This window comes from Pseudomonadota bacterium, assembly GCA_038533575.1.
In the GTDB taxonomy this organism is placed as follows: domain Bacteria; phylum Pseudomonadota; class Alphaproteobacteria; order Rhodobacterales; family Rhodobacteraceae; genus Shimia_B.
In genome coordinates this window covers 989,121-1,014,017 of sequence record JBCAYL010000001.1, presented here as the reverse complement: position 1 = coordinate 1,014,017, position 24,897 = coordinate 989,121, and the positions used below count along the sequence as shown (strand labels likewise).

Annotated in this window: 24 protein-coding genes; 13 read left to right on the top strand and 11 right to left on the bottom strand. The window is 66.4% G+C overall.

The window, feature by feature from the left end; genetic code table 11:
- Window positions 1-60 precede the first annotated feature (60 nt).
- From AAFM92_05180 to AAFM92_05165, 4 genes are all read left to right on the top strand, one after another.
- Complete coding sequence (locus tag AAFM92_05180; GenBank protein ID MEL7299759.1) at window positions 61-1,575, top strand: potassium transporter TrkG; 1,515 nt, start codon at window positions 61-63, stop codon at window positions 1,573-1,575.
- Window positions 1,576-1,719: 144 nt separating this feature from the next.
- Window positions 1,720-1,953, top strand: coding sequence for an RNA chaperone Hfq (gene hfq, locus AAFM92_05175; GenBank protein ID MEL7299758.1), 234 nt, complete (start codon window positions 1,720-1,722; stop codon window positions 1,951-1,953).
- 19 nt (window positions 1,954-1,972) lie between these two features.
- Window positions 1,973-3,256 (top strand): GTPase HflX, encoded by a 1,284-nt coding sequence (hflX, locus tag AAFM92_05170; GenBank protein MEL7299757.1) that lies wholly within the window; start codon window positions 1,973-1,975, stop codon window positions 3,254-3,256.
- Window positions 3,257-3,403: 147 nt separating this feature from the next.
- On the top strand, window positions 3,404-3,637 hold the full coding sequence (locus AAFM92_05165) for a hypothetical protein (protein MEL7299756.1): 234 nt from the start codon (window positions 3,404-3,406) through the stop codon (window positions 3,635-3,637).
- On the opposite strand, the gene AAFM92_05160 is transcribed toward AAFM92_05165, so the two are convergent.
- Window positions 3,638-6,094, bottom strand: a complete 2,457-nt coding sequence (locus AAFM92_05160) for a penicillin acylase family protein (protein ID MEL7299755.1) — start codon at window positions 6,092-6,094, stop codon at window positions 3,638-3,640.
- A gap of 106 nt (window positions 6,095-6,200) precedes the next feature.
- Between AAFM92_05160 and AAFM92_05155 the strand changes: the two genes are divergently transcribed.
- Both AAFM92_05155 and AAFM92_05150 read left to right on the top strand, forming a co-directional pair.
- Complete coding sequence (locus AAFM92_05155) at window positions 6,201-7,064, top strand: NAD(P)-dependent oxidoreductase (GenBank protein MEL7299754.1); 864 nt, start codon at window positions 6,201-6,203, stop codon at window positions 7,062-7,064.
- Between the two features lie 211 nt (window positions 7,065-7,275).
- Window positions 7,276-7,761 (top strand): hypothetical protein, encoded by a 486-nt coding sequence (locus tag AAFM92_05150; protein MEL7299753.1) that lies wholly within the window; start codon window positions 7,276-7,278, stop codon window positions 7,759-7,761.
- A gap of 104 nt (window positions 7,762-7,865) precedes the next feature.
- On the opposite strand, the gene AAFM92_05145 is transcribed toward AAFM92_05150, so the two are convergent.
- The 7 genes from AAFM92_05145 to AAFM92_05115 all read right to left on the bottom strand — a co-directional run bounded on the left by AAFM92_05145 (window position 7,866) and on the right by AAFM92_05115 (window position 15,203).
- The gene (locus AAFM92_05145) at window positions 7,866-9,182 is read right to left on the bottom strand and encodes a hypothetical protein (GenBank protein ID MEL7299752.1); all 1,317 of its coding nucleotides are present in this window, start codon (window positions 9,180-9,182) and stop codon (window positions 7,866-7,868) included.
- Window positions 9,183-9,428: 246 nt separating this feature from the next.
- A complete protein-coding gene (locus AAFM92_05140; protein MEL7299751.1) occupies window positions 9,429-10,745 on the bottom strand; it encodes a branched-chain amino acid ABC transporter permease in 1,317 nt (438 codons plus the stop codon).
- Window positions 10,742-11,755: a branched-chain amino acid ABC transporter permease gene (locus tag AAFM92_05135; protein ID MEL7299750.1), complete on the bottom strand. Its 1,014-nt coding sequence runs from the start codon at window positions 11,753-11,755 to the stop codon at window positions 10,742-10,744. The genes AAFM92_05140 and AAFM92_05135 overlap by 4 nt, the downstream gene beginning before the upstream one ends.
- Complete coding sequence (locus AAFM92_05130; GenBank protein MEL7299749.1) at window positions 11,752-12,045, bottom strand: hypothetical protein; 294 nt, start codon at window positions 12,043-12,045, stop codon at window positions 11,752-11,754. Before AAFM92_05130 ends, AAFM92_05135 begins: the two co-directional genes overlap by 4 nt.
- A gap of 136 nt (window positions 12,046-12,181) precedes the next feature.
- A complete protein-coding gene (locus AAFM92_05125) occupies window positions 12,182-13,003 on the bottom strand; it encodes an ABC transporter ATP-binding protein (protein ID MEL7299748.1) in 822 nt (273 codons plus the stop codon).
- Between the two features lie 168 nt (window positions 13,004-13,171).
- Window positions 13,172-13,948 (bottom strand): ABC transporter ATP-binding protein, encoded by a 777-nt coding sequence (locus tag AAFM92_05120; protein MEL7299747.1) that lies wholly within the window; start codon window positions 13,946-13,948, stop codon window positions 13,172-13,174.
- A gap of 64 nt (window positions 13,949-14,012) precedes the next feature.
- Entirely contained in the window at window positions 14,013-15,203 is a 1,191-nt protein-coding gene (locus AAFM92_05115) for an ABC transporter substrate-binding protein (GenBank protein MEL7299746.1), read from the bottom strand.
- A 161-nt stretch (window positions 15,204-15,364) separates the two neighbouring features.
- Here AAFM92_05115 and AAFM92_05110 point away from each other — a divergent pair, with 161 nt between their 5' ends.
- Window positions 15,365-16,474: a PQQ-dependent sugar dehydrogenase gene (locus AAFM92_05110; GenBank protein ID MEL7299745.1), complete on the top strand. Its 1,110-nt coding sequence runs from the start codon at window positions 15,365-15,367 to the stop codon at window positions 16,472-16,474.
- Between the two features lie 60 nt (window positions 16,475-16,534).
- Here the strand turns inward: AAFM92_05110 and AAFM92_05105 are convergent, their stop codons facing one another.
- Window positions 16,535-17,539 (bottom strand): GlxA family transcriptional regulator, encoded by a 1,005-nt coding sequence (locus AAFM92_05105; GenBank protein ID MEL7299744.1) that lies wholly within the window; start codon window positions 17,537-17,539, stop codon window positions 16,535-16,537.
- A gap of 188 nt (window positions 17,540-17,727) precedes the next feature.
- On the opposite strand from AAFM92_05105, the gene AAFM92_05100 reads away from it, so the two are divergent.
- On the top strand, window positions 17,728-19,095 hold the full coding sequence (locus tag AAFM92_05100; protein ID MEL7299743.1) for a 3-deoxy-7-phosphoheptulonate synthase class II: 1,368 nt from the start codon (window positions 17,728-17,730) through the stop codon (window positions 19,093-19,095).
- 42 nt (window positions 19,096-19,137) lie between these two features.
- Here AAFM92_05100 and AAFM92_05095 read toward each other — a convergent pair whose 3' ends face one another.
- Window positions 19,138-19,827, bottom strand: coding sequence for a PAS domain-containing protein (locus AAFM92_05095; GenBank protein MEL7299742.1), 690 nt, complete (start codon window positions 19,825-19,827; stop codon window positions 19,138-19,140).
- 186 nt (window positions 19,828-20,013) lie between these two features.
- On the opposite strand from AAFM92_05095, the gene AAFM92_05090 reads away from it, so the two are divergent.
- The 4 genes from AAFM92_05090 to AAFM92_05075 are packed head-to-tail and all read left to right on the top strand — an operon-like array spanning window position 20,014 to window position 23,221.
- Window positions 20,014-20,901, top strand: coding sequence for a YicC/YloC family endoribonuclease (locus AAFM92_05090; GenBank protein MEL7299741.1), 888 nt, complete (start codon window positions 20,014-20,016; stop codon window positions 20,899-20,901).
- Window positions 20,902-20,904: 3 nt separating this feature from the next.
- The gene (gmk, locus tag AAFM92_05085) at window positions 20,905-21,540 is read left to right on the top strand and encodes a guanylate kinase (protein ID MEL7299740.1); all 636 of its coding nucleotides are present in this window, start codon (window positions 20,905-20,907) and stop codon (window positions 21,538-21,540) included.
- Window positions 21,537-22,064, top strand: coding sequence for a gamma carbonic anhydrase family protein (locus AAFM92_05080; protein ID MEL7299739.1), 528 nt, complete (start codon window positions 21,537-21,539; stop codon window positions 22,062-22,064). The genes gmk and AAFM92_05080 overlap by 4 nt, the downstream gene beginning before the upstream one ends.
- Window positions 22,061-23,221, top strand: coding sequence for a PLP-dependent transferase (locus AAFM92_05075; GenBank protein ID MEL7299738.1), 1,161 nt, complete (start codon window positions 22,061-22,063; stop codon window positions 23,219-23,221). Before AAFM92_05080 ends, AAFM92_05075 begins: the two co-directional genes overlap by 4 nt.
- 3 nt (window positions 23,222-23,224) lie before the next feature.
- On the opposite strand, the gene AAFM92_05070 is transcribed toward AAFM92_05075, so the two are convergent.
- Window positions 23,225-23,614, bottom strand: coding sequence for a hypothetical protein (locus AAFM92_05070; GenBank protein MEL7299737.1), 390 nt, complete (start codon window positions 23,612-23,614; stop codon window positions 23,225-23,227).
- Between the two features lie 108 nt (window positions 23,615-23,722).
- On the opposite strand from AAFM92_05070, the gene AAFM92_05065 reads away from it, so the two are divergent.
- Complete coding sequence (locus AAFM92_05065) at window positions 23,723-24,757, top strand: ATP-binding protein (protein ID MEL7299736.1); 1,035 nt, start codon at window positions 23,723-23,725, stop codon at window positions 24,755-24,757.
- The last annotated feature ends 140 nt before the right edge of the window (window positions 24,758-24,897 follow it).

Genomic DNA, 24,897 nt, shown 5'->3' with positions numbered 1-24,897 from the left:
ATGCCCACGCGGCTGATCCGGCCCACCCATTTCCTGCGCCAATTCGGGGCCGCCTAGGCCATGCGCGCCACGCTCAATTCGCTGCCGATCATCGTCGTTCTGGCGGGGATCTCCGGGCTGATGATGGTGGCGCCCGCAGCCGTGGCCGCCAATGCCGGGGATTGGACCTCGTCGCGCGCCTTCTTCCAGTCGGGCGTTTTCACCTGCATGATCGCACTGCTACTCGCCATCGTCACCAAGGGCCTCGCCCCGCGGCACCAGGTGCGCAGTCAGCTCCTCGCGCTGCTCATCGCCTTCCTCGTGCTGCCCTTCATCCTCGCGCTGCCCTTCCGCACGAGCCTCGGCGACACCTCCTTCACCAATGCCTATTTCGAGATGGTCTCGGCCATGACCACCACGGGCGCCACGCTCTACGGTGCGCCCGGGCGGCTGAGCGAGGCGGAGGCTTTCTGGCGGGCCTTCGTGGCCTGGGGCGGGGGCATGCTCATGTGGTCGGCTGCGGTGGCGCTCTTCGCGCCCATGGGTCTCGGCGGCTACGAGGTGGCCGAGCGGCGCGGGCCCGCCGTGGGCCTCGGCGCGCAATCGGGGGAGGAGCGGTTGGCCACGGACAGGCTCCTCCGCGCGGGCTCGCAGCTTTTCCCGGTCTATGCGGGGCTGACGCTGGCGCTCTTTGTCGGGCTCCTCGTGGCAGGCGACGCGCCTTTGACGGCGGGGATGCATGCCATGTCCACCATCGCCACGGCGGGCTTTTCGCCCGTAGGCGGGGTGGAGAACGCGGGCTCCGGCCGTTGGGGCGAGCTCCTGATCGTGCTCTTTTTCATCTTCGCCCTCTCGCGGCGGACGTTCTCCACGGGCGTGCTCGGGGACGCCACGCTCGACATCCGGCAGGATCCGGAGCTGCGGCTCGCCCTCGTCGTCGTGCTGGTGATCTCGCTCGGGCTCTTTTTGCGCCACTACGTGGCCGCGAGCCAGATCGACGAGGCGGTGGGCTTCGTCTCCGCGCTGCGCGCGCTTTGGGGGTCGGTCTTCACGGCGCTCTCGTTCCTGTCCACGACAGGCTTCGTGAGCGCGGACTGGCTCACCGCGCGCAGCTGGTCGGGGATCGCGGCGCCGGGCCTCCTGCTCATGGGGCTTGCCATCATCGGCGGGGGTGTGGCGACGACGGCGGGCGGTGTGAAGCTCCTGCGCGTCTACGCGCTCCTCAAGCATGGCGAGCGCGAGATCGGGCGCCTCGTCTATCCCAATTCCGTGGGCGGGGCAGGGCGTTTTGCCCGCCACATCCGCCGCGAGGGCGCCTTCATCGCCTGGATCGTGTTCATGCTGCTTGGGCTCTCGCTCGCGGTGGTCATGCTCGCGCTTTCGGCCACGGGCGAGGATTTCGAGACCTCGCTCATCCTGAGCGTGGCGACGCTCACGAATACCGGCCCGCTGGCACAGGTGGCCACCGATGTGCCCATCGATCTCGCCCCACTCTCGGCCACTGCGAAATACATCCTGACCGCTGCCATGGCCGTCGGGCGGCTTGAAACGCTCGTCATCGTGGCGCTCTTGAACCCCGCTTTCTGGCGCAGTTGATGCCGCAGGTGCAGCATAAATCGCTATAACGGCTTGAATTTCGTCTGGAACCTCTCTCCATTACCTCTATTAGTGGTAAAAATTCTCAGGCATTGGGTGGGGAGCCCCGCCTGAAAAGAGAAAAGATCGAGAGAGGCTGGGCCGATGGCATCAGATAAGCAGAATTTGCAAGACGCATTCCTCAACCATGTGCGCAAGACGAAGGTGCCGGTGACGATCTTCCTGATCAACGGCGTCAAGCTGCAGGGCGTCATCACCTGGTTCGACAATTTCTGCGTCCTCTTGCGCCGCGATGGGCAAAGCCAGCTTGTCTACAAGCACGCGATCTCCACGATCATGCCGTCGCAGCCGATCTCGCTCTACGAAGGGGAGGAATGAGCCCCTATATAGAGGCTCCATGACCGACCTTTACACGACAGAAACCAAAGCCACCCGCGCCTGGGTGCTGCACCCCGACATCAAGACAGAGACCCAGCGCCGCGCGCCTGAGCATGCGCTGGCCGAGGCCGTCTCGCTTGCCGTGGCGCTGCCCGATCTCGTGGTGGCGGGCGAGGAGGTCGTGCGGCTGCCGCGCGCCCATCCCGGCATGCTCTTCGGCGCGGGCAAGATCGAGGAGCTGGGCCAGCTCTTCAAGCGCGAGGAGATCGAGCTCGTCTTGATCGACGGGCCGGTGACCCCGGTCCAGCAGCGCAACCTCGAACGCGCGTGGAAGGTGAAGCTCCTCGACCGGACGGGCCTCATCCTCGAGATCTTCTCGGACCGCGCCGCGACCCGCGAGGGCGTGCTGCAGGTCGAGATGGCGCATCTGAGCTACCAGCGCACGCGCCTCGTCCGCGCCTGGACCCACCTCGAACGCCAGCGCGGCGGGCTGGGCTTCGTAGGCGGCCCGGGCGAAACCCAGATCGAGGCGGACCGGCGCGCCATCGACGACCAGCTCGGCCGCCTCCGGCGTCAGCTCTCGAAGGTGGTGAAGACCCGCACGCTCCACCGCTCCGCCCGCGCCAAGGTGCCTTACCCGATCGTGGCGCTCGTGGGCTACACGAACGCGGGCAAATCCACGCTCTTCAATCGCCTTACAGGCGCCGAGGTCATGGCCAAGGACATGCTCTTTGCCACGCTCGATCCCACGATGCGCGCGGTTCAGCTGCCCGACGAGACGGACGTGATCCTGTCGGACACGGTGGGCTTCATCTCGGACCTGCCCACCGAACTCGTCGCCGCCTTCCGCGCCACGCTGGAGGAGGTCACGGCCGCCGACCTCATCCTCCATGTCCGCGACATCTCCCACCCCGAGACCGAGGAGCAGGCCGCCGACGTGGCCGACATCCTCGGCGGTCTGGGCATCGCCGAAGGCGTGCCGCTCTTCGAGGTCTGGAACAAGACCGACGGGCTCGAGGCCGAGGCGCTGGAGATCCGGCAAAACCTCGCCGCGCGGGAAGAGAACGTCTTTTTGACCTCCGCGCTCACCGGCGAGGGTCTCCCGCGGCTCCTGGAGGCGATCTCGTCCGCAATCACGCCGCCCCGGGAGGTGGTGACGCTCGCGCTCTCTCACGCCGACGGCAAGAAGCGCGCCTGGCTTTACGAGCAGGGCGTCGTGCAGGGCGAGGACCAGACCGAGGCGGGCCCCGCGCTCACCGTGGAATGGACGGCCACCCAGGCCGCGCGCTACGGCAAGCTCTAGCACCCCTGGCGCAGGCAGGAGCGGGGGGCCAGCCCCCCACACCCCCCGAGGTACGGGGGCACAAAGAAACCTGGCACGGGGACAATCGGCGCCGCGCCGTCGACGTCTGCCGGGGACGGTCTACCTATTCTCCAACTGGAGGCCGCCATGCTCGAAGACAAACGCGTCGATCTCGACGCCGAAAAGCAAAAGCGCGTTCTGCGGCGCCTAGTGGAAGACCTGACGCGCGAGAGCGCCGATATCTACTACCAGCCCACCAGCGTGATCGCGCGGATCGTGAAGACACAGGTCGATGCGGGCACGGGGCTCAATGCCGACGAGCTCGATCTCCTGCGCCGCTTGAGCCAGCGCGACATCGAGGTCCTGCTCAGCCTGCACTGACTAGCGCGGCACGAGCCGCGTGATCCCGATATTGGCGGCACGCGCGAGCGCGGGGTCGAGCGACATGGGTACGTATTCCCCGCGCCGCCAGCGCTCTCCAAGATCGTCGTAGTGGCGCGAGAGCGGGTGCCCGGACTGGCCCGTGGCGATGATGAAGAGCGAGGAATCCGGGTCCGCGAAGTCGTAGACCCCCCGGTAGCCCGCGCCGCTCACGTTCCAGAAGGGCTCCGCGCCGCGGCCCACGGTCTGTCCCCGCAGCAGCGTGAAGTCTCCGCCCGAGGTCGATTGCCGGATATTGACGATCCAGCCAAGCCAATTCGATCGGCCGAGCACCGGGTGGTCATGGCGCGCCTCGTGGGCGTCGCCCCAGCGCAGCGAGGAGAGGCGGGCGGCGCCATAGGTCTCCTCGATCCAGAGCACCGCGTCGTCGAGCGCGGCCCGCGCGATCATGGTACAGTCCTCCACCTGCGCGGATTGCACGATATCGCACCACGCGCCTGCGCCCTCGATGTCGCGGTAGACCCGCTCGAGGAAGACCGGCTCCACGTGGACGAATTCGCTGGCCAGGGGGCCCAGCTCGTCCCGGATGAGCCGGGCCTGCAGCGCGCGCATCCACGCCGCGTAGAGTAGGGGCTCGGGCAGGTGCTCGTTCATCTCGCCCGACCATTCCGCCAGCAGCTCCAGCGCCTCCTGGCGCTTCCGCTCCACCGTGCCCGCGGGCGCGGCCTCACCGGTAAACCAGAGATCGGCCCCGATGAGCGGCAGGAGGTTGCGCGCGGCGGGGCTCACGGTGTCGAGCTGCGCCTCCATGAAGCTCTCGCGGGTGTGGACCTGCCGGCCCTGCATGAGCCGCTCCCAGCGCTGGACGCGTTGGCTGTCGCCCCAGTGAAAGCTCACGTGCCGCGGGAAGGGCCGGTCGACGCTCTTGTTGTTGGTGTTGCCGAGGATGCCGCCCTCGGCGCCGATGAATTCGGGATTGGCGTCGTAGGGCAAGCGTCCGCGCCAGCGGTTCTCCACGCGCCAGCCGGGCGTGGGCAGGCGGCCCTGGGCCTGGTGACGCACGTCGCGGGAGGGCAGCGCGCCGATGGTCTTCATGGCGATCTCGGTGCCGTCGGCGAGGACGAGGTTCTGCGCGGGCGCGCGGTAGCCTTCGGCGGCGGCGATGGCCGCGCGCACGGAGCCCGCCTTCGAGGTGGCCAGCGCGGCGGAATAGGTGGTGTCGGCGGGATCGAGCGCCGTCCAGGCGAGGCTCATCACATGGCCGGGCGGCGTGACGGTGTTGAGGCCGAACATGTCGGGCGAAAGCACGGGGCCGTTCACCGTCCAGCGCAGGGTCAGTGTCTCCGGCGCGCCCTCGGCCACCTCGATGATGGACTGCCGCTCGCGGAAATCGGCCCAGCCCCCTGGCACGCGGTACTGGCCGGGATCCTCCGGATTGACCTCCTCGATATAGAGGTCCTGATCATCGGCATAGGCCGTGGTGAGACCCCAGCCGAGATCGGCGGAGCGGCCCACGAGCACCAGCGGCAGGCCCGGGATCGTGCCCCCGATCTGCCCGCCGCCCTCGAGCTCGATCCGCGCCAGATACCAGAGCGCCGGCGCCGAGAAGCCGAGATGGGGGTCATTGGCGAGCAATGTACCGCCGGAGGCCGATCGCTCGGGCGCGGCGGCCCAGGCATTGGAGGCGCCCCCAAATCCCCTCGGCCGGGCCGGGGAGAGCGGCGAGGCCACGCGTCGAGGCGCCACGAAGGGCACCGTGCCCGGCGCGAGCGAGGCATAATCCGGCAGCGCCGCGACGCCCGTGCCCGGATATTCGGGCAGGATGTCCATCATCCGCTCTTCGGACAGCGCCAGCGAGACGCGCGCGCGCAGCACCTCCTCCTCGAGATGGGAGGCGACCCTGAGCGCCATGAGCTTTTGCACAGCGAGGCTGTCGGCAGGTGTCCAGGGCGCGATGGCGGGCTCGAAGAGGAAGAATTCCGGCGCCCCGCGCCCAAGCGCGCCCTCGTTGATCTCCGCGAGCCGCGCATTCACCCCCGCCGCGTAGGCCTCGAGCGCGGCGCGCCCCTCTGGCGTCTGCGCCGCCACCGAGCTTTGCGCGAGGCGGTAGAGATCGAGACGCCGCATCATTCGGTCCACCGGCAGTGTCGTGGCGCCGAAGAGCGCCGAGAGCCGGCCCTGCGCCGTGCGGCGCAGCATGGTCATCTGCCAGAGCCTGTCCTGCGCATGCACATAGCCCAGCCCGAAGAAGGTATCGCTGTCCGTCGTGCCGAAGATGTGCGGGACATTCGCGGTATCCCGCGCGATCTCCACCTCCGCGCCGAGACCCGTCACCGGGACCGTCCGGTCATAGTCCGGCAGCGAACGGGAGAACACGTAGTAGGCCAGCACGATCGCCAGCACGCCCAGAACGAGCGCCGCCGATGTCAGGCGGACAAGCCAGCGGAACAGGGTCATCGGGTCTCCCGGGAGGGCATGCGCGGCCCCCTTACCTGCGTTGACGCGGGGCGGGCCGCGGTTAGGTTGCCAAAAACGTTAAGCACATCGCTCGGAAGGATGAAACATGGCCAAGGTCGCATTTCTCGGATTGGGGGTCATGGGCTATCCCATGGCCGGGCACCTCGCCAAGGCGGGGCATGATGTGACGGTCTACAACCGCACCGCCAAGAAGGCCGAGGCCTGGGCGGCGGAGCATGGCGGGGCCCATGCGGCCACACCCGCAGACGCCGCCGCGGGGCAGGATTTCGTCATGGCCTGCGTGGGCAATGACGATGACCTCCGCGAGGTCTGTCTCGGCGAGGGCGGGGCGCTGGCGGCCATGGGCGCGGAAGCGCTCTTCGTCGATCACACGACCGTCTCCGCCAGGGTCACGCGCGAGCTTTACGAGGCCGCCGGCGGCCGCTTTGTCGACGCGCCGGTGAGCGGCGGGCAGGCGGGCGCGGAGAACGCTCAACTCGGCATCATGTGCGGCGGCGACGCCCCCCACTACGCCAAAGCCGAGCCAATCATGGAGGTATATGCCAAGGCCTGCCGCCGCATGGGCGAAAGCGGGGCAGGGCAGCTCACCAAGATGGTCAACCAGATCTGCATCGCGGGCCTCGTCCAGGGCCTCTCGGAGGGTCTGCACTTCGCCGAGAAGGCGGGCCTCGACATCCGCGAGGTCGTCAGCGTCATCAGCCAAGGGGCCGCGGGCTCCTGGCAGATGTCGAACCGCTACGAGACGATGGCCGACGGAAAGTTCGATCACGGCTTCGCGGTGGACTGGATGCGCAAGGATCTCGGCATCTGCCTCCAGACCGCCAACGAGAACGGCGCCTCCATCCCCGTCACCGCCCTCGTGGACCAGTTCTACAAGGACGTGCAGAAAATGGGTGGCGGCCGCTGGGACACGTCGAGCCTCGTGGAGCGCCTGCGCAAGCTGGGCTAGACGGCGTGCGCGCGAAGCGTCGTCGCGGCGAGACTGTGCGCCTAAGTCGGGCCCGCGGCGGCTGATCGCGAGGGCTGTGGCGCGAACGAGGCCCGTAAATCACGGCTCGAATTGTGCCTACATTCCGCCGCGGCCCGGCAAAAATTCGCCTAACTTTAACCCATCTTTCCCACTACCGGAGGGGTCGGGATAATGACGCGAGGGCGAGATTATGGGCTTCAGAGTACTGGCAGCAGACGAAGGCATCTTCGTCGGTAGGGACGACGGTCACACCGTCACATTCGGCACCCTCACGGTGGCGCTGGAGGCCGAGGGCATCCTGGGTCGACGCCAGCGGCGCTTCTCGATCCGCACGGATCTCGACGCCGTGGAGATCATCCACCAGCACGCCGACCGCCCGAGCAAGGGCCCCGCGGGCTGGGGCCTCGTGGACGAGGCGCTGGCGGGCCCTTTCGGCGATGTCATTAGCGGCTGGCTCATCGGCAAGACCGAGATGGTCGTCGCAGCCGTGCGCATGAAGGACGGTACGAAATTCCTCGCGCAATTCACAAAGGGACAGCTGCGCATGCTCTCCCGCGTGAAGCGCCTCACCGCCGCCGCCAAGCGCTACGAAAGCCTCCGCGATGCCAAGCCCATCGTCTTCGAGACCTGCGCCCTGGCCGCGATCAGCGCCGATGGCCGCCCCACCATCCATTGAAGGGGACCTCCGCCCGCAAGGCGATGGGGGCTGAGTCCATTGAGTTCAAAAGAAATCAGCCGCCCGAAGGCGGCTGATATTGCGTCCAGTCAGTTCGGATCAGCTTACTGGGTGATGCCCGCGCTGTTGCTGCCGCCCGTCTGAGAGAGGTTGGCGATATTGCTGTTGCCGGTCTGCGCGACAGCGAACTGGTTCATGTTGCCGCCGGACACGCTCACAGTTGCGAAGTTGTCCGAGCCGATCTGCGATCCCGCAAAATTCGACATGCTCGTGTCCATGACGGCATTGAAGAGGTTGCCCGCGCCGTCCTGCGTGATGGTGCCGTTCGTCAGACCCACGGCATCCGCGGCCCCGCTGAAGAGCCCCACGCCGTTGCCGTCACCGGTCAGGTCGAAAGAGACACCGAAGCCGTCCGAGCCGTCACCATTGGTGCCCGACTGGCTGATCGAAAGCTCGTTCGACGAGCCAACGATGGAGACGTCCGCGAAGTTCGTGCCCACCTGCGAGATGCCCACGTTGTTGAAGTTGCCGCCGACCACGGCCAGCGTCACGAGGTTGGACGTGCCCGACTGGGAGATGCCCAAGTCGTTGTCGCTGCCTGTCACGGTCAGATTGCCCACGTCGTTGCCGACGCCGAACTGAACGACGCTGAACGCGTTACGGTCACCGTTGACAGTGAGGTTGATGTTGTTTCCCCCATCTGCGGCGCCATCAAAGGCAGCGCCCTGCTTGAGCACGTTGTTGACCTTGCTGGCATTGTTGTTCGCCGGGATGGCCGAGAGCGCGAAGCCCGTGAGGTTGCTGCGCCCGTTGTCGCTACCGGTGATGTTCACGCTGATCGTGTTGTCGCCGAGGCCGCTATCAGTGGCCTGTTCAATGCGGTTGATGCGGTTGTTGTTGCCCGTCATCGTGACGTTCAGCGCGTTCGAGCTCACACCGCCCGCGGTAAACTGGCTGGCGATACCGATCTCGTTCATTCCGGTCGACCCGTCGCTCGCGCCTTGCACGATGGTCATGACGTTGCCGCCAGCGCCTGACCCGCCCTCGGCCCGCTGGCCTACAGATCCCACGAGGTTGTCGTCACCGATCTGCGTGAAGGTGGCCGTGTTTGCCGTGCCGTTGCTCCCCAGCTGACGCCCGCCGAGCGAAGAGGCCACGGCGTTCCCATCTCCCATCTGAAGGACGGTGAGGGAGTTCTCGCCGCTCGTTTGGTCGGTCACCTGCCGGAAGGCGCGGGGACCCTGCGGGCGCGGCTCGTTACCCACGAAGTTGCCAGCGCCGTCTTGCTCCACGAGCGCGTTGTTGCCGCCGGCTGTCCCCGATTGGACCTGTTCGACGAGCGCAAAGTTGTCATCCGCCCAGGCCGACGCGAAACACAATGACAGGGCCGTCGTCGTCGCTAGCAATCTGGTGGTCTTCATAAGTCACTCCCTTTTGCCTCCCCCTGAACATCGCGGGAGCCAAACATTGACACAATTAAATCCGTTCCCCGGGGCAAAGTGCTGCCCATCCCAAACGGCTAACAAGAAATTTCCGTTTCTTGAAGCAAAGTTATTGGAATTCTCCCGAGGCGCCGAATGGCTTCCCAGAGCGCTTAAAAATTGCACAAAATGCAACTTGCGCGGGTATGCGCCCTCAACAGTACCCCACATTCGCCACAATTGACCTCACCGTTCGGGTATGAGCCCCCGTGGGAAGAAGCGCAGCATCAGGAGCAGCACGAGGCCCATCGTCAGGAGCCGCATGTGCGGCGCGCCGGCCAGGAGGTGGGTTTCCAGGGCGGAGCCGTCGGGCAGGGGGGCCGTGATGACCTCCATGATGAAGGCTGCGCCCACCTCCACCTGAACCCAGAGGAACCAGATGATGAAACCGCCGAGCACGGCGCCGAAATTGTTGCCAGAGCCGCCTACGATCACCATCACCCAGATGAGGAAGGTGAAGCGCAGCGGCTGATAGGCGGACGGCGTGAGCTGGCTGTCGAGCGTCGTCATCATCGCGCCCGCCATGCCGAGGATGGCCGAGCCCAGCACGAAGATCTGGAGATGGCGCGCGGTGACGTCCTTGCCCATGGCCTCGGCGGCGGTCTCGTTGTCCCGGATCGCGCGCATCATCCGCCCCCAGGGGGAGTTCAGCGCGAGCTGCGCAAGGACGAGGATGAGCACGAGCACGATGGTGAAGAGGATCGTCCATTCGAGCCGGACCTGGAGAGTGGAGGCGGCCACGATGTCGAGGCCGAAGGCATCGGCCCGTTCGGCGAAGGCCGGGTCGGCCTGCAAATCGACTTCGTAGGACACGGGCCGCGGGATACCCACGACGTTCTTGACGCCGCGGGAGAGCCAGTCCTCCGCCTTCAGGATGGCGATGATGATCTCGGCGATCCCCAGCGTGGCGATGGCGAGGTAATCCGAGCGGAGGCCGAGCGCCGTCTTCCCGATCACCCAGGCCGCGCCTGCCGCGATGAGGCCGCCCGCAGGCCAGGCCAGGATCATGCCGGCTCCCTCGAGCCCGAATCCGCCGAGATAGCCCGTGCCCGCCGGGTTCACCGCCTCGATGGCGTCCCGCGCCGGATCGAAGAACGTCCGGTAGACGAGAAAGCCCACCACCACGATCCCGAGCACGGCCAGATTCCGCGTCAAGCCGGCTGCGAGATGCCGGTAGGCCACGATGGCGGCCACGATGGTGGCGGCGCCGAGCGTCATGGCGATGGCCATGCCGCCACCGCCCGCCGCGATAGCCTCGGTGGTGGGCGGCATCCCGATGAGCACCGCCGCCAGCCCGCCCAACGCCACGAAGCCCATGACCCCGATGTTGAAGAGCCCGGCAAAGCCCCATTGCAGGTTCACGCCGAGCGACATGATCGCGCTCACGAGCCCCATGTTCAGAAGCACGAGCGCCGTGTTGACCCCCTGGAAGATCCCGGTGCCGAGGATGAGCACCGCCACGAGGCCAAAGAGACCGAGATCGCGCGCAGACAGCTGGCTCATAGCGCCTTCCCCTTCATGATGCCGGTGGGCTTGAAGAGGAGCACGATCACGAGGATCGCGAAGCTCACCGCGAATTTGTAGTCAGTGGTCAGAAGCTGCACGAGCCCGTCAGGCTCGAGGCTTTCGGGCAGGAGATAGGCCAGCACCTTCCTCAGCGGGTAGGTCAGCGCGATCTCGGCAAAGGCGATGACGAAGCCGCCCACGATGGCGCCCACTGGCGAGCCAAGCCCGCCCACGATGGCCGCCGCGAAGATCGGCAGGAGCAGCTGGAAATAGGTGAAGGCCTTGTAGGACTTGTCGAGCCCGTAGAGCGTCCCGGCGGTGGTGGCGAGCGCGGCCACCACGATCCATGTCACGGCCACGACCTTCTCGGGGTTGATGCCGGAGAGAAGCGCCAGGTCCTCGTTGTCGGAAAACGCACGCATGGATTTCCCCGTGCGCGTCTTGTTCAGGAAGTAGAAGAGCGCGGCCACCGCGATCACCGCCACCACGATGGTGATGGCCTGAGAGGTGCGGAAGGCCAGCCCCTCGTCGAGCCCCGTGGCATCGCGGAAATCCCGCGCGCGGATGATGAAGCGTTCGCCATCGGCGAAGCGGATGTCATCGACCCCGATGATAAAGCGCGTCACGCCATTGAGGACAAACATCACCCCCATGGAGACGATGACGAGGATGACGGGCGAGGCCTTCTGCCGCCGGTAGAATCGGTAGACCGAGCGATCGGTGAAGAGCACCATGAGCGCACAGGCCCCGATCCCCAGCGGCAGCGCCAGAAGTGCCGTGGGGAGCGGGCCCAATGAGAGCCCCAGCCCCTGCATCCACCACGTAAAGAGGATCACGAACATCGTCCCGAATGCCATGGTGTCCCCATGGGCGAAGTTCGAAAACCGCAGGATCGAATAGACCAGCGTCACCCCCAACGCGCCGAGCGCCAGCTGCGAGCCGTAGGCCACCCCCGGGATGACGATGAAATTCAGGATCACGATGATCGCGTTCAGGATATCCGTCATTTACAGGTCCCTAGATAGGTGATCGCCATCTCCGCCGCGGGCATGTGAAACGTCAGCCATGCCGCCTCGTCCGTGTAGGTCAGGTGCAGGCTGTTCCCCGTCTCCGGCACGAAGGCCGTGACGTTATGCGGCGCCGTGCCCGCAGTGTTGGAGTAAAGGCCGGGAAAAGTGCCGAAGACTGTCTCTACCGTCGCGCGCGCCGCCCCGGCATCGGGGGTGACACTGGCCTCGAAAGCGCTCACCGCACAGGCCTCGCCCGCAATACACTCCCGGTCGAATGTGCAGTCCACGGCCGCCGCCGCGCTGCCGACGCCGGCCAAATAAAGTGCCAGCCCCCGCTTCCACTGGCCATAAATACTCCCGCCGGAGGCAGACACGCCGCGGGCCCCGCGCGCGCCGCGCCAGCAAGGCACGGTCGTTGCCCCATCACCCGCCAAGGAACGACCTCCGCACCTCGGGGTCCGCGAGCAGCTCCTGGCCCGTCCCGGTATAGGCGTTGCGCCCCTGCACGAGCACGTAGCCCTTGTCCGCGATCTCGAGCGCCTGGCGCGCGTTCTGCTCCACCATCAGGATCGAGATGCCGGTCTTGGCCACCTCGATGATCCGGTCGAAGAGCTCGTCCATCACGATGGGGGAGACGCCCGCCGTGGGCTCGTCGAGCATGAGCACTTGCGGCTTCGTCATCAGCGCGCGCCCCACGGCGACCTGCTGCCGTTGGCCGCCCGAAAGCTCGCCCGCGGGCTGGCGGCGCTTCTCGCGCAGGATCGGGAAAAGGTCGTAGACACTCTCCATCGTGCCTCGCGCGTCGTCGTCGCGGATGAAGGCGCCCATCTCGAGGTTCTCCTCCACGGTCATGGAGGTGAAGATGTTGGAGGTCTGGGGCACGAAGCCCATGCCCTTTTGCACCCGGGCCTGGGGCGTGAGCGCGGTGATGTCCTCGCCCGCGAGGCGCACGGCGCCCTGGCGCACATCGAGCATCCCGAAGACGGCCTTCATCGCGGTGGACTTGCCCGCGCCGTTCGGCCCCACGATGACGGCGATCTCGCCCTCGTTCACCGCGATGGTGCAGTCATGCAGGATATCCGCCCCCTTGCCGTAGCCGCCGGTCATGGCGTCGCCGATGAGGAACGGGTCGGGCCCGCCCACCGGGATGCTCACGCCCCGCGCCGCGCCCTCGACGGTGGCGCCGGGGCGCGGGTTCTGGATCGACACGTCGTCATTGCCGCGGTCGCCGTAGGGATCAGACATCTCCTGAGGACCTCCACCCGTCCCGGGCTTGACCCGGGAGTTTTGTCTCGATTGTTGACGTCGGTTGAACGGCTGCGCGCGGCCCGCCTGACAGGTTAACACCCGCCGCGCCGACCGGCAGCCATACGCCAGCCATACGTGATCCATACGGAAGCTTGCTTCCCATTCTCACGCCGTCTTCTTGTTCTTAACGCCGGTGCCGAGATAGGCCTCGATCACCTGCTCGTTCGATTTGATCTCGTCGATGGTGCCCTTGGCGAGCACCTTGCCCTCGGCCATTACGATCACCGGATCGCAGAGCTTGCCGATGAAATCCATGTCATGCTCGATCACGCAGAAGGTGTAGCCGCGCTCTTTGTTCAGCCGCTGGATCGCGTCGGCGATGGTCATCAGGAGCGTGCGGTTCACGCCCGCGCCCACCTCGTCGAGAAAGACGATCTTGGCGTCGACCATCATGGTGCGCCCGAGCTCGAGGAGCTTCTTCTGGCCGCCTGAGAGGTTCCCAGCTTTCTCATCGGCGAGATGATCTATCGTAAGAAACTCAAGGACTTCGTCCGCCTTCTTCGCGAGTTCGCGCTCCTGCCGCCGGATCTCGCCACGGCGGAACCAGGCATTGATGAGCGTCTCGCCCGCCTGCGCGCCGGGCACCATCATCAGGTTCTCGCGCACGGTCATTGAGCTGAACTCGTGCGCGATCTGGAAGGTGCGGAGTAGGCCCTTGTGAAAGAGGTCATGGGGCGGCAGGCCCGTGATGTCCTCGCCCGCCATGGTGACCCGGCCACCCGTCGGTTCAAGATTGCCCGCGATCACGTTGAAAAGCGTGGTTTTTCCGGCGCCGTTTGGCCCTATCAGGCCGGTGATGGAGCCTTCCTCGATGGAGAGCGTCGCGCCGTCGACGGCATGGAAGCCGCCGAAATGCTTGTGCAGGTCATGGACCTCGATCATGGGGGTGCCCTCTTATGCGAACAGCCCGGAAAAACCGGGCTGTTCAGTGGCTTGCGTATGGATCTTAGCGGAAGTTGACGGTGACGTTTTCGCCGTCCTGCACTTCGATCTCGCGGTAGGAGCCGGCGCTCTCGCCGGGCCCGATGAGTTCCACGGCGGAGCCGCCCTGGTAGTCGATGTCCTCGCCCGCGCGCACGGCGGCGAGCGCCTCGGCGAGCTGGCCCGGGAAGAACTGGGTGCCCGGCGCGTTGGCGACGTTGAGGATTTCGGCTGCGTAGTCGGCGGGATCGGCAGAGCCGGCCGCTTCCATGGCGAGCATGAAGATCGCCGCCGCGTCATATGACTCGGGCGTGTAGGGCGAGGTGCCGTCAAAGCCGTTGGCTTCGCCGAGCGAGGACATGGCGTCCGCGCCTTCGCCGCCGGAACCTGCGATCTGGCCGAACGAGCCGTTAAGATCCGGTCCGACATTTGCGGGCAGGCTGTCGCCGATCATGCCGCCGGGCAGGCCGAACGTGTCCCATGCGCCCGCATCGAGCGAGGCACGGATGATGCCGAGGCCGCCCTGGTCGAGGTAGCCTGCCACGACGAGGAGCTCACCGCCCGCCGCGTCGAGTTCGGCGATTTCTGCGGAGTAGTCCGCGCGGCCGTCCTCATGGGCGGAGACGATGGTAACTTCACCGCCGAGCGCTTCGAAGGAGGCCTGGATGGCGTCCGCGAGGCCCTTGCCGTAGTCGTTGTTGGTATAGGTCAGCGCGATGGACTCGATGCCGCGCTCCACGAGGATGTCGGCCATGACCTGGCCTTCACGGGCGTCAGACGGCGCCGTGCGGAAGAAGAGGCCGTTGTCCTCGACGGTCGACAGCGCGGGCGACGTCGCCGACGGCGAGATCATCACCATGCCGTTCGGGATCGCCACGTTGGCGAGGATCGCGCCCGTGACACCGGAGCAGTCACCGCCCACGATGCCTGCGACGCCCTCGGCGATGAGGCGCTCGGCGTTGGAGGTGGCCAGCGCGTTGTCGATGCAGCCAGTGTCAGCGGACACGGCCTCCACCATGGCACCGTCGAGGATCCCGCCCGCGGCGTTCACTTCGCTCACGGCGAGCTCGGCACCGGCGCCCATGGGGCCGGTGAGGGATTCGATTGGGCCGGTGAAGCCGAAGAGGACGCCGAGCTTGATGGGGCTGTGGCCGTCAGCGCCCGCGGCGCCCGCCATAAGTGCCGTGGCCGCGGAGGCCAGAAGCAGCTTTTTCATTGGTTAGTCTCCCAGTTGGATTGTTTTCCAGCGCGTAAGGTACCCACCACGTTGGAAAAGGAAAGCAGGTTTCAGCAAGCGACTTGGCGCGAATTCTCAAAAAGGTGAGGGGCGCGATCCGGATTCGTGCCTATTTCACCCGTCAAAGAGGAGTTTTGCCGATGTTCCGTTCGCTCACCGCCGCACTTTTCATCGCCTTGGGAACGACCAGCAGTGCGCAGGTCGCCACTTCCGCAGGCGCGCTGGCCATGACACCGGTCGTGCAGGGGCTGAATTCCCCCTGGGGCTTCGGTTTCCTGCCCGGCGGCGAGATCATCATGACCGAGCAGGAGGGCCGCGTGCTCCTCGTGCGGCCCGGCTCCGGCGTGACCGAACTGCGCGGCGCGCCCGATGTCGTCTCACGGGGGCAGGGCGGCCTCCTCGACGTGCTCGTGCCGCGCGATTTCGCGTCCTCCCGTGAGCTCTTCTTCACGTATTCACAGCGGCAGGGCCTGGGTGGCGCGGGCACGGCCGTGGCCAAGGCCAGGCTGAGCGCGGACGGCACGCGCCTCGACGGGCTCGAGACGATCTTCGAGACGGCGCCCGGCGGCTCGGGCGGGCGGCATTTCGGCTCCCGCCTGGTGGAGGCGCGCGACGGCACGCTCTACCTCACGATCGGGGATCGGGGCGACAGGCCCTCCGCGCAGGACCTCACCATCGAGAACGGCTCCGTCGTGCGCATCACGAAGGATGGTGCGATCCCGCCCGGCAATCCCTTCGCGGGCCGGAGTGACGTGCAGCCCGGCATCTGGTCCTTCGGGCACCGCAATCCGCAGGGCATGGCGCTCGACGCCGACGGCAATATCTGGACGGTGGAACACGGCGCGCGCGGCGGCGACGAGATCAACTTCATCGAACCCGGCAACAATTACGGCTGGCCCGTCATCTCCTATGGCCGCCACTATTCCGGCGCGCGGATCGGCGAAGGGACCGCCAAGGAGGGCATGGAGCAGCCGGCCCACTACTGGGATCCCTCCATCGCGCCCTCGGGGATGATGATCTATTCCGGGGCGCTCTTCCCGGAATGGCGGGGCGACATCTTCGTAGGCTCGCTCAATTCCGATCTCATCTCTCGGCTCGACGTCAGCGGGCGCAATGTGAGCGAGGCCGAGCGCATCCAGTCTGACGAGACGGCACGCGTGCGCGATATCCGCGAGGCGCCCGACGGCTCGATCTGGTTCCTGAGTGCGGGCAACGGCACGCTTTACCGCGTTACGCCCGCGTCGAGCTGAGACAGCCGGCGCCGGTCACGCCCCGGACCTGATCCCGGGGCGGGCGGGGACGACCACGCCTCAGACGCTGAGCCGCGCTGCCTGCGCGCCACGCTCGCGATAGGGCGTGGTGTTGTAATGCGCGCGGTAGCATTTCGAGAAATGCGACGGCGAGGCGAAGCCGCAGGCGAGCGCCACGTTGATGACGCTCATATCGGTCTGCATGAGCAGGTTGCGCGCCTTCTGCAGGCGCAGTTCCATGTAGTACCGCTTGGGGGAGCGGTTGAGGTAGCGCCGGAAGAGGCGCTCGAGCTGCCGCGTGGACATGCCCACATCCTTGGCGAGGATCGAAGGTGAGATCGGCTCCTCGATGTTGAGCTCCATCTGCTGGATCACCTGGCTCAGTTTCGGATGCCGCACGCCGATGCGCGTGGGGATCGAGAGGCGCTGCGTATCCTGGTCAGTGCGGATGGTGGAGTAGATGAGCTGATCGGCCACGGCATTGGCGAGTTCTTCGCCGTGATCCTCGGCGATGAACTTGAGCATCAGATCGATGGAGGCGGTCCCGCCCGCCGTCGTCACGCGGTTGCCGTCGATCACGAAGACGCTCTTCGTGAGCTCCACCTCGTCGAATTCCTCGGTGAAGCTGTCCTGGTTTTCCCAATGGATGGTGGCGCGTTTGCCATCGAGGAGGCCCGCCTTTGCCAGCGAATAGCCCGCCGTGCAGAGCCCGCCCATGATGGGCCCCCGCCGCGCCTCGCGCCGGAGCCAGCTCAGCACCTTCTTCGACGTTGCCGCCTGCACGTCGATGCCGCCGCAGAGGAGGACGGTGTCGTCTCGCGAGACCTCGTCGAGATCCTTGTCCACGGAAAAGCCCGTTCCTGCCGAGCACCGGACATTGCCGCCGCCTTCGCCCATGAGCTCCCAGGAATAGAGGTCTTGCCCTGCCATGCGATTGGCGATCCGCAGGCTCTCCAGCGCGCTTGCAAAGCAAAGCAGAGTGAAATTCTCCAGCAGCACGAAGACGAACTTTCGCGGCTTTGCGCCGCCCGTTTCGATGTGGAGCTTCGGTGGCTGGGTCAGCATGTCGTAAAATCGCTTGCTATGTCGCAAGACAGCCTTGGAGGCGCGCCTCGGCGGCGTCAAGTTGTGACCAATCAACAAAAGCTGTGCTGCGTCGAAATCCTCTGTTTCCAGGGCGGGAATGCAACGGTATACGCGTAACGCACTGAAAACTTCGGGGGGCGTGCCCCCAAGCGCATAGGATCGAGACAATGACCGAGTGGCAAAAATCTGGCTGGCGTTCCAAGCCAAGGGTCCAGATGCCGGAATATCTGGATGAGGCAAAGCTCAGCGCCGTCGAAGCGCAGCTCTCGCAATATCCGCCGCTCGTCTTTGCCGGCGAGGCGCGGTCGCTGAAGTCCGATCTCGCGAAGGCTGCCCGCGGCGAGGCGTTCCTGCTGCAAGGTGGGGATTGTGCCGAGAGCTTCGGGGAATTCTCCGCCGATCTCATTCGGGACACATTCAAGGTCATGCTGCAGATGGCGGTCGTGCTGACCTATGGCGCGAAGGTGCCGGTGGTGAAGGTGGGCCGCATGGCTGGCCAATTCGCCAAGCCGCGCTCCGCCCCCACGGAGATCGCCGACGGTGTGGAGCTGCCGAGCTACCGCGGGGACATCATCAATGATCTGGCCTTCACGCCCAAGGCGCGCATCCCCAACCCGGAGAAGATGCTGCACGCCTACACGCAGGCCTCTGCCACGCTGAACCTCCTGCGCGCCTTCTCGAAGGGTGGCTTCGCGGATATCCACCAGGTCCATGCCTGGACGCTGGGATTCACCGACCGCGAGGAGAGCGAGAAGTACCGGGAGATGGCGGGCCGGATCTCCGACGCGCTGGATTTCATGAACGCGGCCGGCTTCACGTCAGAGACGAATGACGAGATGTCGACCGTCGATTTCTACACCTCCCACGAGGCGCTCCTTCTGGAATACGAAGAGGCGCTGACGCGGGTGGATTCGACCACCGGCAAGTGGCTCGCCGGATCGGGCCACATGCTCTGGATCGGAGACCGCACGCGCCAGCCCGATGGCGCCCATGTCGAATTCTGCCGCGGGGTGCAAAACCCGATCGGGCTGAAATGCGGCCCCACGACCACGGAAGAGGATCTCAAGGTCCTCATGGCGAAGCTCAACCCGGAGAACGAGGCCGGTCGCCTCACGCTTATCGCGCGCTTCGGCGCGGGGAAGGTGGCCGACAACCTGCCGCGGCTCATCCGGACCGTGCAGGCCGAAGGCGCCAATGTCGTCTGGTCCTGCGATCCGATGCACGGCAACACGATCAAGAGCGCGTCGGGCTACAAGACCCGGCCCTTCGAGAGCGTGCTGCGCGAGGTGCAGGAATTCTTCGCCATCCACCGCGCCGAGGGCACCGTGCCCGCGGGCGTGCATTTCGAGATGACCGGCAAGGACGTGACCGAGTGCACCGGCGGGGTGCGCGCCGTGACCGACGAGGATCTCTCCTCGCGTTACCACACGGCCTGCGACCCGCGGCTCAATGCCTCCCAGGCGCTCGAGCTCGCGTTCCTCGTGGCTGAAGAACTCAGCCAGACGGCCCAGACGCGACAGGCGGCGGCGGTCTGAGGATTTCGGGCTTCGGGGCAGCCTGAGGGCCGGCCCCGGGTCTTACTCGTCGTCGCGCACAAGCTTCAGATAGGGCCGCTCCGCCGCGTGGCGGGGCGCCTCTGGCTTGCCTTTGAAGGGGGCCTTGTCCTCCGCGAACCCTTCCATGGGCTGGGGTCTCGGGGCCGGGCGGCGGTGTATCACCGGCGCCTCCTCGGAGGCCAGAGAGGTGCGCTTCAGCGCGCCGGACAGCTCGAAGCGCCGCGGCGGGCGCCCGATGCTGCCCCGCGTGGGAAAGCAACCGATGGCGCGGCTGATATCGCCGAGATCGCTTTTCAGGGGTAGCAGGACCATCTGCGCGGGCAGGGCAGGCTTCCCGGCGCCCGCCGGGCTCTCCAGCCCCACTTCGAGCACTTCGGGGCCTTCGAAGACGCCCTCGATCGCCTCCACGAGCTCGCCTCTGCTCTTGGGCCCGAAAAGCGAGGTGATCGGCATGCCCCGCACATCCATGCCAAGAAGCTCGTTGAGCTGCGACCCGGCCAGACGGAAGCGCACGATGCCCGCCGTCACGCGCTCCGCGATGAAGGCATAATCGAGCGCGCTCTCGATGCCGCGCGGATCGATATCGGCTCGCAAGGGCACCGTCCGGTTGCCGCGAACACTCATCCAGTAGGCCTCGAGGGCGGCAATCCCGTCGAAGCGCCGGCTGCCCTTGAACTCCACCATGGTCCCCTGCGCGCTGTCGTCGTTCATTGATACACCTTGTTTAATGGGCGACAAAGCCTGTCTGCAATTTGCCGCAGACATGGCCTCAATGTGGCAAGCCTCGTTCGGATTTGGCAGCAATTTTCAGGAATAAGGTTAATGAACATGCCCGCGCTTGAGGGCGGCGAGCGCCCCCTGTATGCGAAGGCAAAAGAGAGCGGGCAGGGAGGCCGAATGCTCAAATCCATGACAGCCTATGCCAGCGCCGCGGGCAGCGACGGCGCGCTTTCCTGGAGCTGGGAATTGCGGGGCGTCAACGGCAAGGGGCTCGACCTGCGCCTGCGCATTCCCGACTGGATTGAAGGGCTCGAGCCCGAAGTGCGCAAATCGCTCGGCGCAGCGCTCACCCGGGGCAACGTGCAGGTCTCGCTCCGCGTCACCCGCGGCGACGCGGCCGGCGCCATGGCGCTGAATGTGGACGCGGTCGATGCCGTTCTCGCGCAGCTGCGCGAAATCGAGGCCCGCGCGGCGCAAGCCCATGTGCCGCTCACGCCCACCCGCGCCGTCGATATCTTAACCATGCGCTCAGTTTCGGAGGGGCAGGGCAGCGACGATGGCGGCCCAGAATTCGCCGCAAAGTTGAAGGCCGACTTCGCAACCTTGGTTAAGGCCTTCGTCGCCATGCGCGTGGAAGAAGGGGCAGCGCTGGCGCGCATCATCAAGACCCAGCTCGAGGCCATCGCAGGCCTCGTGGCCGAAGCCCGGTCGCTTTTGCCCGATCGCGCTGCCGCCCAAGCGGAGACGTTCCGCGCCGGTCTCGCTCGCGTGATGGGCGAGGCGGATATCGACGAGGGGCGGCTTGCCCAAGAGCTCGCGCAGCTCGCGATCAAATCCGACGTCATGGAAGAGATCGACCGGCTCGAGGCCCACATCGCCGCCACGCGCGAACTGCTCGCAACCGAGGGGCCCGTGGGGCGCAAGCTCGATTTCCTCATGCAGGAGTTCAATCGCGAGGCCAACACGCTGTGCTCGAAATCCGGCGACAGCGCCCTCACGCGCATCGGGCTCGACCTCAAGGTCGCCATCGACCAGATGCGCGAGCAAATCCAGAACGTGGAGTAAGCCATGCGGCGCGGTCTTCTCATCATCCTTTCCTCGCCCTCCGGCGCAGGCAAGAGCACCCTCGCACGAAGGCTCCGCGCCTGGGACAGCTCGATCCGCTTCTCCGTCTCCGCCACGACGCGCCCGCCGCGCCAAGGCGAGGTCGACGGGCAGGACTATCACTTCACCGACGAGAGCGCGTTCAAGCGCATGGTGAAGGACGGCGACATGCTCGAATACGCCCATGTCTTCGGCAATTTCTACGGATCGCCCTTGGGGCCCGTTCAGGAGGCGGTGGAGGCGGGCTGCGACGTGCTCTTCGACATCGACTGGCAGGGCGCGCAGCAGATCAAGAACTCCGTCATGGGGCCGAACGTGCTCTCCGTTTTCCTGCTGCCGCCTTCCATCGCGGAGCTGCGTCGACGTCTCGAGGCGCGCGGGCAGGACGACGAAACGGTGATCGCCAAGCGCATGCGCAAAAGCTGGGACGAGATCAGCCGCTGGTCGGAATACGACTACGTGCTCGTCAACGAGGATCTCGACGCCACCGAGGAAAAGCTCAAGACCATCATCGAGGCCACGCGCATGGCCCGCGTCCAACAGCCCGCGTTGCAAAATCACGCCCGCGCGCTGCAACAGGAATTCGAGGAACGCTCATGACGCTCTACGCCCTGGATGGCCACGCGCCGCAGACGCCCGAGGACGGCGATTACTGGATCGCGCCCGGCGCCCATGTGATGGGCAATGTCGTCCTCGCGGGCGGCGTGGGGATCTGGTTCGGCGCCGTGCTGCGCGGGGATAACGAACGCATTACAGTGGGCGCCGGGACGAACATTCAGGAAAACAGCGTGCTGCACACGGATATGGGCTTCCCCCTCACGATCGGGGCGAACTGCACGATCGGGCACAAGGCCATGCTCCACGGCTGCACCATCGGGGAGAATTCCCTCATCGGCATGGGCGCCACGGTGCTCAACGGCGCCAAGATCGGGAAGAACTGCCTCATCGGCGCTTGCGCCCTCATCACCGAGGGCAAAGAGATCCCGGATGGCTCCCTCGTCATGGGCGCGCCGGGCAAGGTCGTCCGCCAGCTCGACGCGGCAGCCATCGATGGGCTCACGACCTCGGCGCTCGGATACCAGGCTAACATGCGCCACTTCCGCGCGGGGCTCGACCCGCAATGACGCGCCGCGTGGCCCCCGCGCCCTTTCCCGGCGTGCCCCTCGTGAGCCCGCTGCAGACCTCCGTGGTCTACACCGCCGAGACGCCCTCGGAGCTCGACGCCGTATACGTGGAGCGCTCAGGCTACACCTATTCGCGCGAAGGCCACCCCAACGCTGCCACGATCGCGGGCATGATCGACCGGCTGGAGGGGACAGAGGGCGGCGTCATGACCGGAAGCGGCATGGGCGCCGTGGCGCTGGCGCTCTTGGCAAGCCTCGACGCGGGCGATCATGCCCTGGGCTCCTCGCAGCTCTACGGCCGCTCGCTCCGCCTCATGGCGGAGGAGCTGCCCCGCCTCGGCATCGCCACCGACCTCTTCGATCCCACGGACGCCGCTGCCGCCGCCGCGCTGATCCGGCCCGAGACGCGCGGCATGCTGGTGGAGGTCGTCTCGAACCCGACGCTGCGCGTGGCCGACATCACGGGGCTCGCAGAGCTCTGCCGTGCCCATGGCATCACGCTCATCATCGACAATACCTTCACCACGCCGCTGGGGTTCAACGCGCTGGAGCACGGCGCGGATATCGTGCTCCATTCCGTGACGAAGCTGCTGAGCGGGCACTCGGACGCCATGCTGGGCTGGGTCGCGGCACGGGATCCGGAGGTGAACACCCGCCTCGATCTCCTCGCCGCCACCTGGGGGACGACGCCCGCGCCCTTCGATTGCTGGATGGCCGAGCGGGGCCTTCTATCCTTTTCGCTCCGCTACGAGCGCGCAGAGGCCAATGCCGCGGTGCTCGCCGATGCCCTCGCTGGTCTGCCCGGTGTGGCGCGCGTGCTCTATCCGCTGCGCCCTGATCACCCGGACCACAACCGGGCAGCCGGGCTTCTCGGCGGTCATGGCGGGACGATGGTCTCTTTCGAGATCGACGGGGGCAGGGCCGCGGCGGATGCGCTGGCCAAGACGGTGCCCGTGGCCTTCGCCCCCACGCTGGGCGATATCAGCACGACGCTCTCTCACGCGGCCACCTCGAGTCACCGCGCGTTGACGGAGGCCGGGCGGGCAGAACTCGGCATCTCAGAAGGGTTTTTCCGGATCTCGGTGGGCGTGGAGCCGATCGACGAGCTCGTCGCGGGCTTCGAACGCGCCGTGGCCGCCGCCGCGCGCGCCGCCTGAGGTTCAGTGCAGCGCAGGCGGCGCTTCGTCGAGCATGATGACGTCGAAATCGAGCTCGGGGGCGATGCGGTTGATATCGCGGCGGATGACGTCGGGCTTCGGCACGGATTTCGTCACCGCGCAGTAGCGGCCCCGGTACCCGAGCGCCTGCAGCCGCTCGGCCACTTCGCCCGGATCGATCTCGAGATCAAAGAGTGGGCTGAGCACCACGGCAGGCTGGAGCAGGGCGAGAAATTCGGGCGTGAGCTGGTCGAACTGGATTGAGCAATGCTCTGCCCCCGGCGCCGAATAGGCCCGCGACGCCGCTGCATAGTCGACCACGCCAATGAAGAGCACAGGCGCGGGCTGCAGGGAGTCGATGGGGGCCGGAAAAGAGGGCGCCTTGAACATCATGGGCCGGGATGCCTTTTAGCGGTGTACCCCTGAGGGTCGAGCGGAGGAAACGTGTTGGGTCTTTGAGTGGGAGTTGTTTCTTATCCCATGAGTTAAGACCGGTAAAGCATGGATAGAATCGCGGATTACAAGGCCGTCGTCGGTGCGCTTCCCCTGCCTGCAGTCATCGTGGGGCAGGGAAAACGCGTCCTCGTGATGAACGCAGCCTCCAGAGAGCTCCTTGGGCACAACGCCACGGGGGCGCACTACACGTTCATCCTGCGCCAGCCTTCCGCAACGGCAGCCTTGGAACAGACGCTTTCGGACGGCGCGGCGCGCACAGCTCGAATCGATCTCAGTGTCGGCGGGGAGCCTTCCGCCTTCACGATCGACATGACGCCGCTGGCGGCCGAGCCGAGCCCCGGGGTCCTTCTCGTCTTCCGCGATGTGTCCGGCGAGGAGGGGCTTGGGCAGATGCGGCGCGATTTCGTGGCCAATGTGAGCCATGAGCTGCGCACGCCGCTCACCGCGCTCAGTGGCTTCATCGAGACGCTGCGCGGCCCCGCCCGTGGCGATACCGCCGCCACCGACCGTTTCCTCGGCATGATGGAGGTGGAGGCCGAGCGCATGCGGCGCCTCGTGCACGATCTCCTGTCGCTCAGTCGGGTGGAGAGCGAGGCACGGCTTCGCCCGGAGACCCGCGTCGAGCTGACGGAGGCGCTGCGCGAGGCCGTGGAGACGGTGCGACATGCCATGAAGGATCACGCCGTCGAGTTGAGCCTCGATCTTCCCGAAGGAGAGGTCTGGATCAACGGGGACCGCGACCAGCTCATGCAGGTGGCGCGCAATCTCCTCGAGAACGCGATCAAGTACGGGGCAGGGGAGGTGGACGTGGCAATGTCGCTGCCCGAGCGCGAGCCCGCCATGCGCGGCCCGGCGGTCCTCCTTGATATCCGCGATAATGGCGAGGGCATCGAGCCCCATCACCTGCCTCGCCTTACGGAGCGGTTCTACCGGATCGATACCCACCGGTCCCGGGAGCAGGGGGGGACCGGCCTCGGCCTCGCAATCGTCAAGCACATCGTCAGCCGTCACCGTGGGCGCCTGCGCATCAGTTCGGTGCGCGGGGAGGGCTCGGTCTTCACCGTGGTTTTGCCTCGGTGAGCCCCTTGCGACGGGGCTGGATGGCCCGGCTCAGGGTGCCGTCGCGGCAAGACGGGACTTGTCGTAAAACCGTTACAAAACCTTTGCAAAAGCGTCGTGCCGCATGGGTAGTGGGTCGCGCATGGCCCCGAGCCACCCGG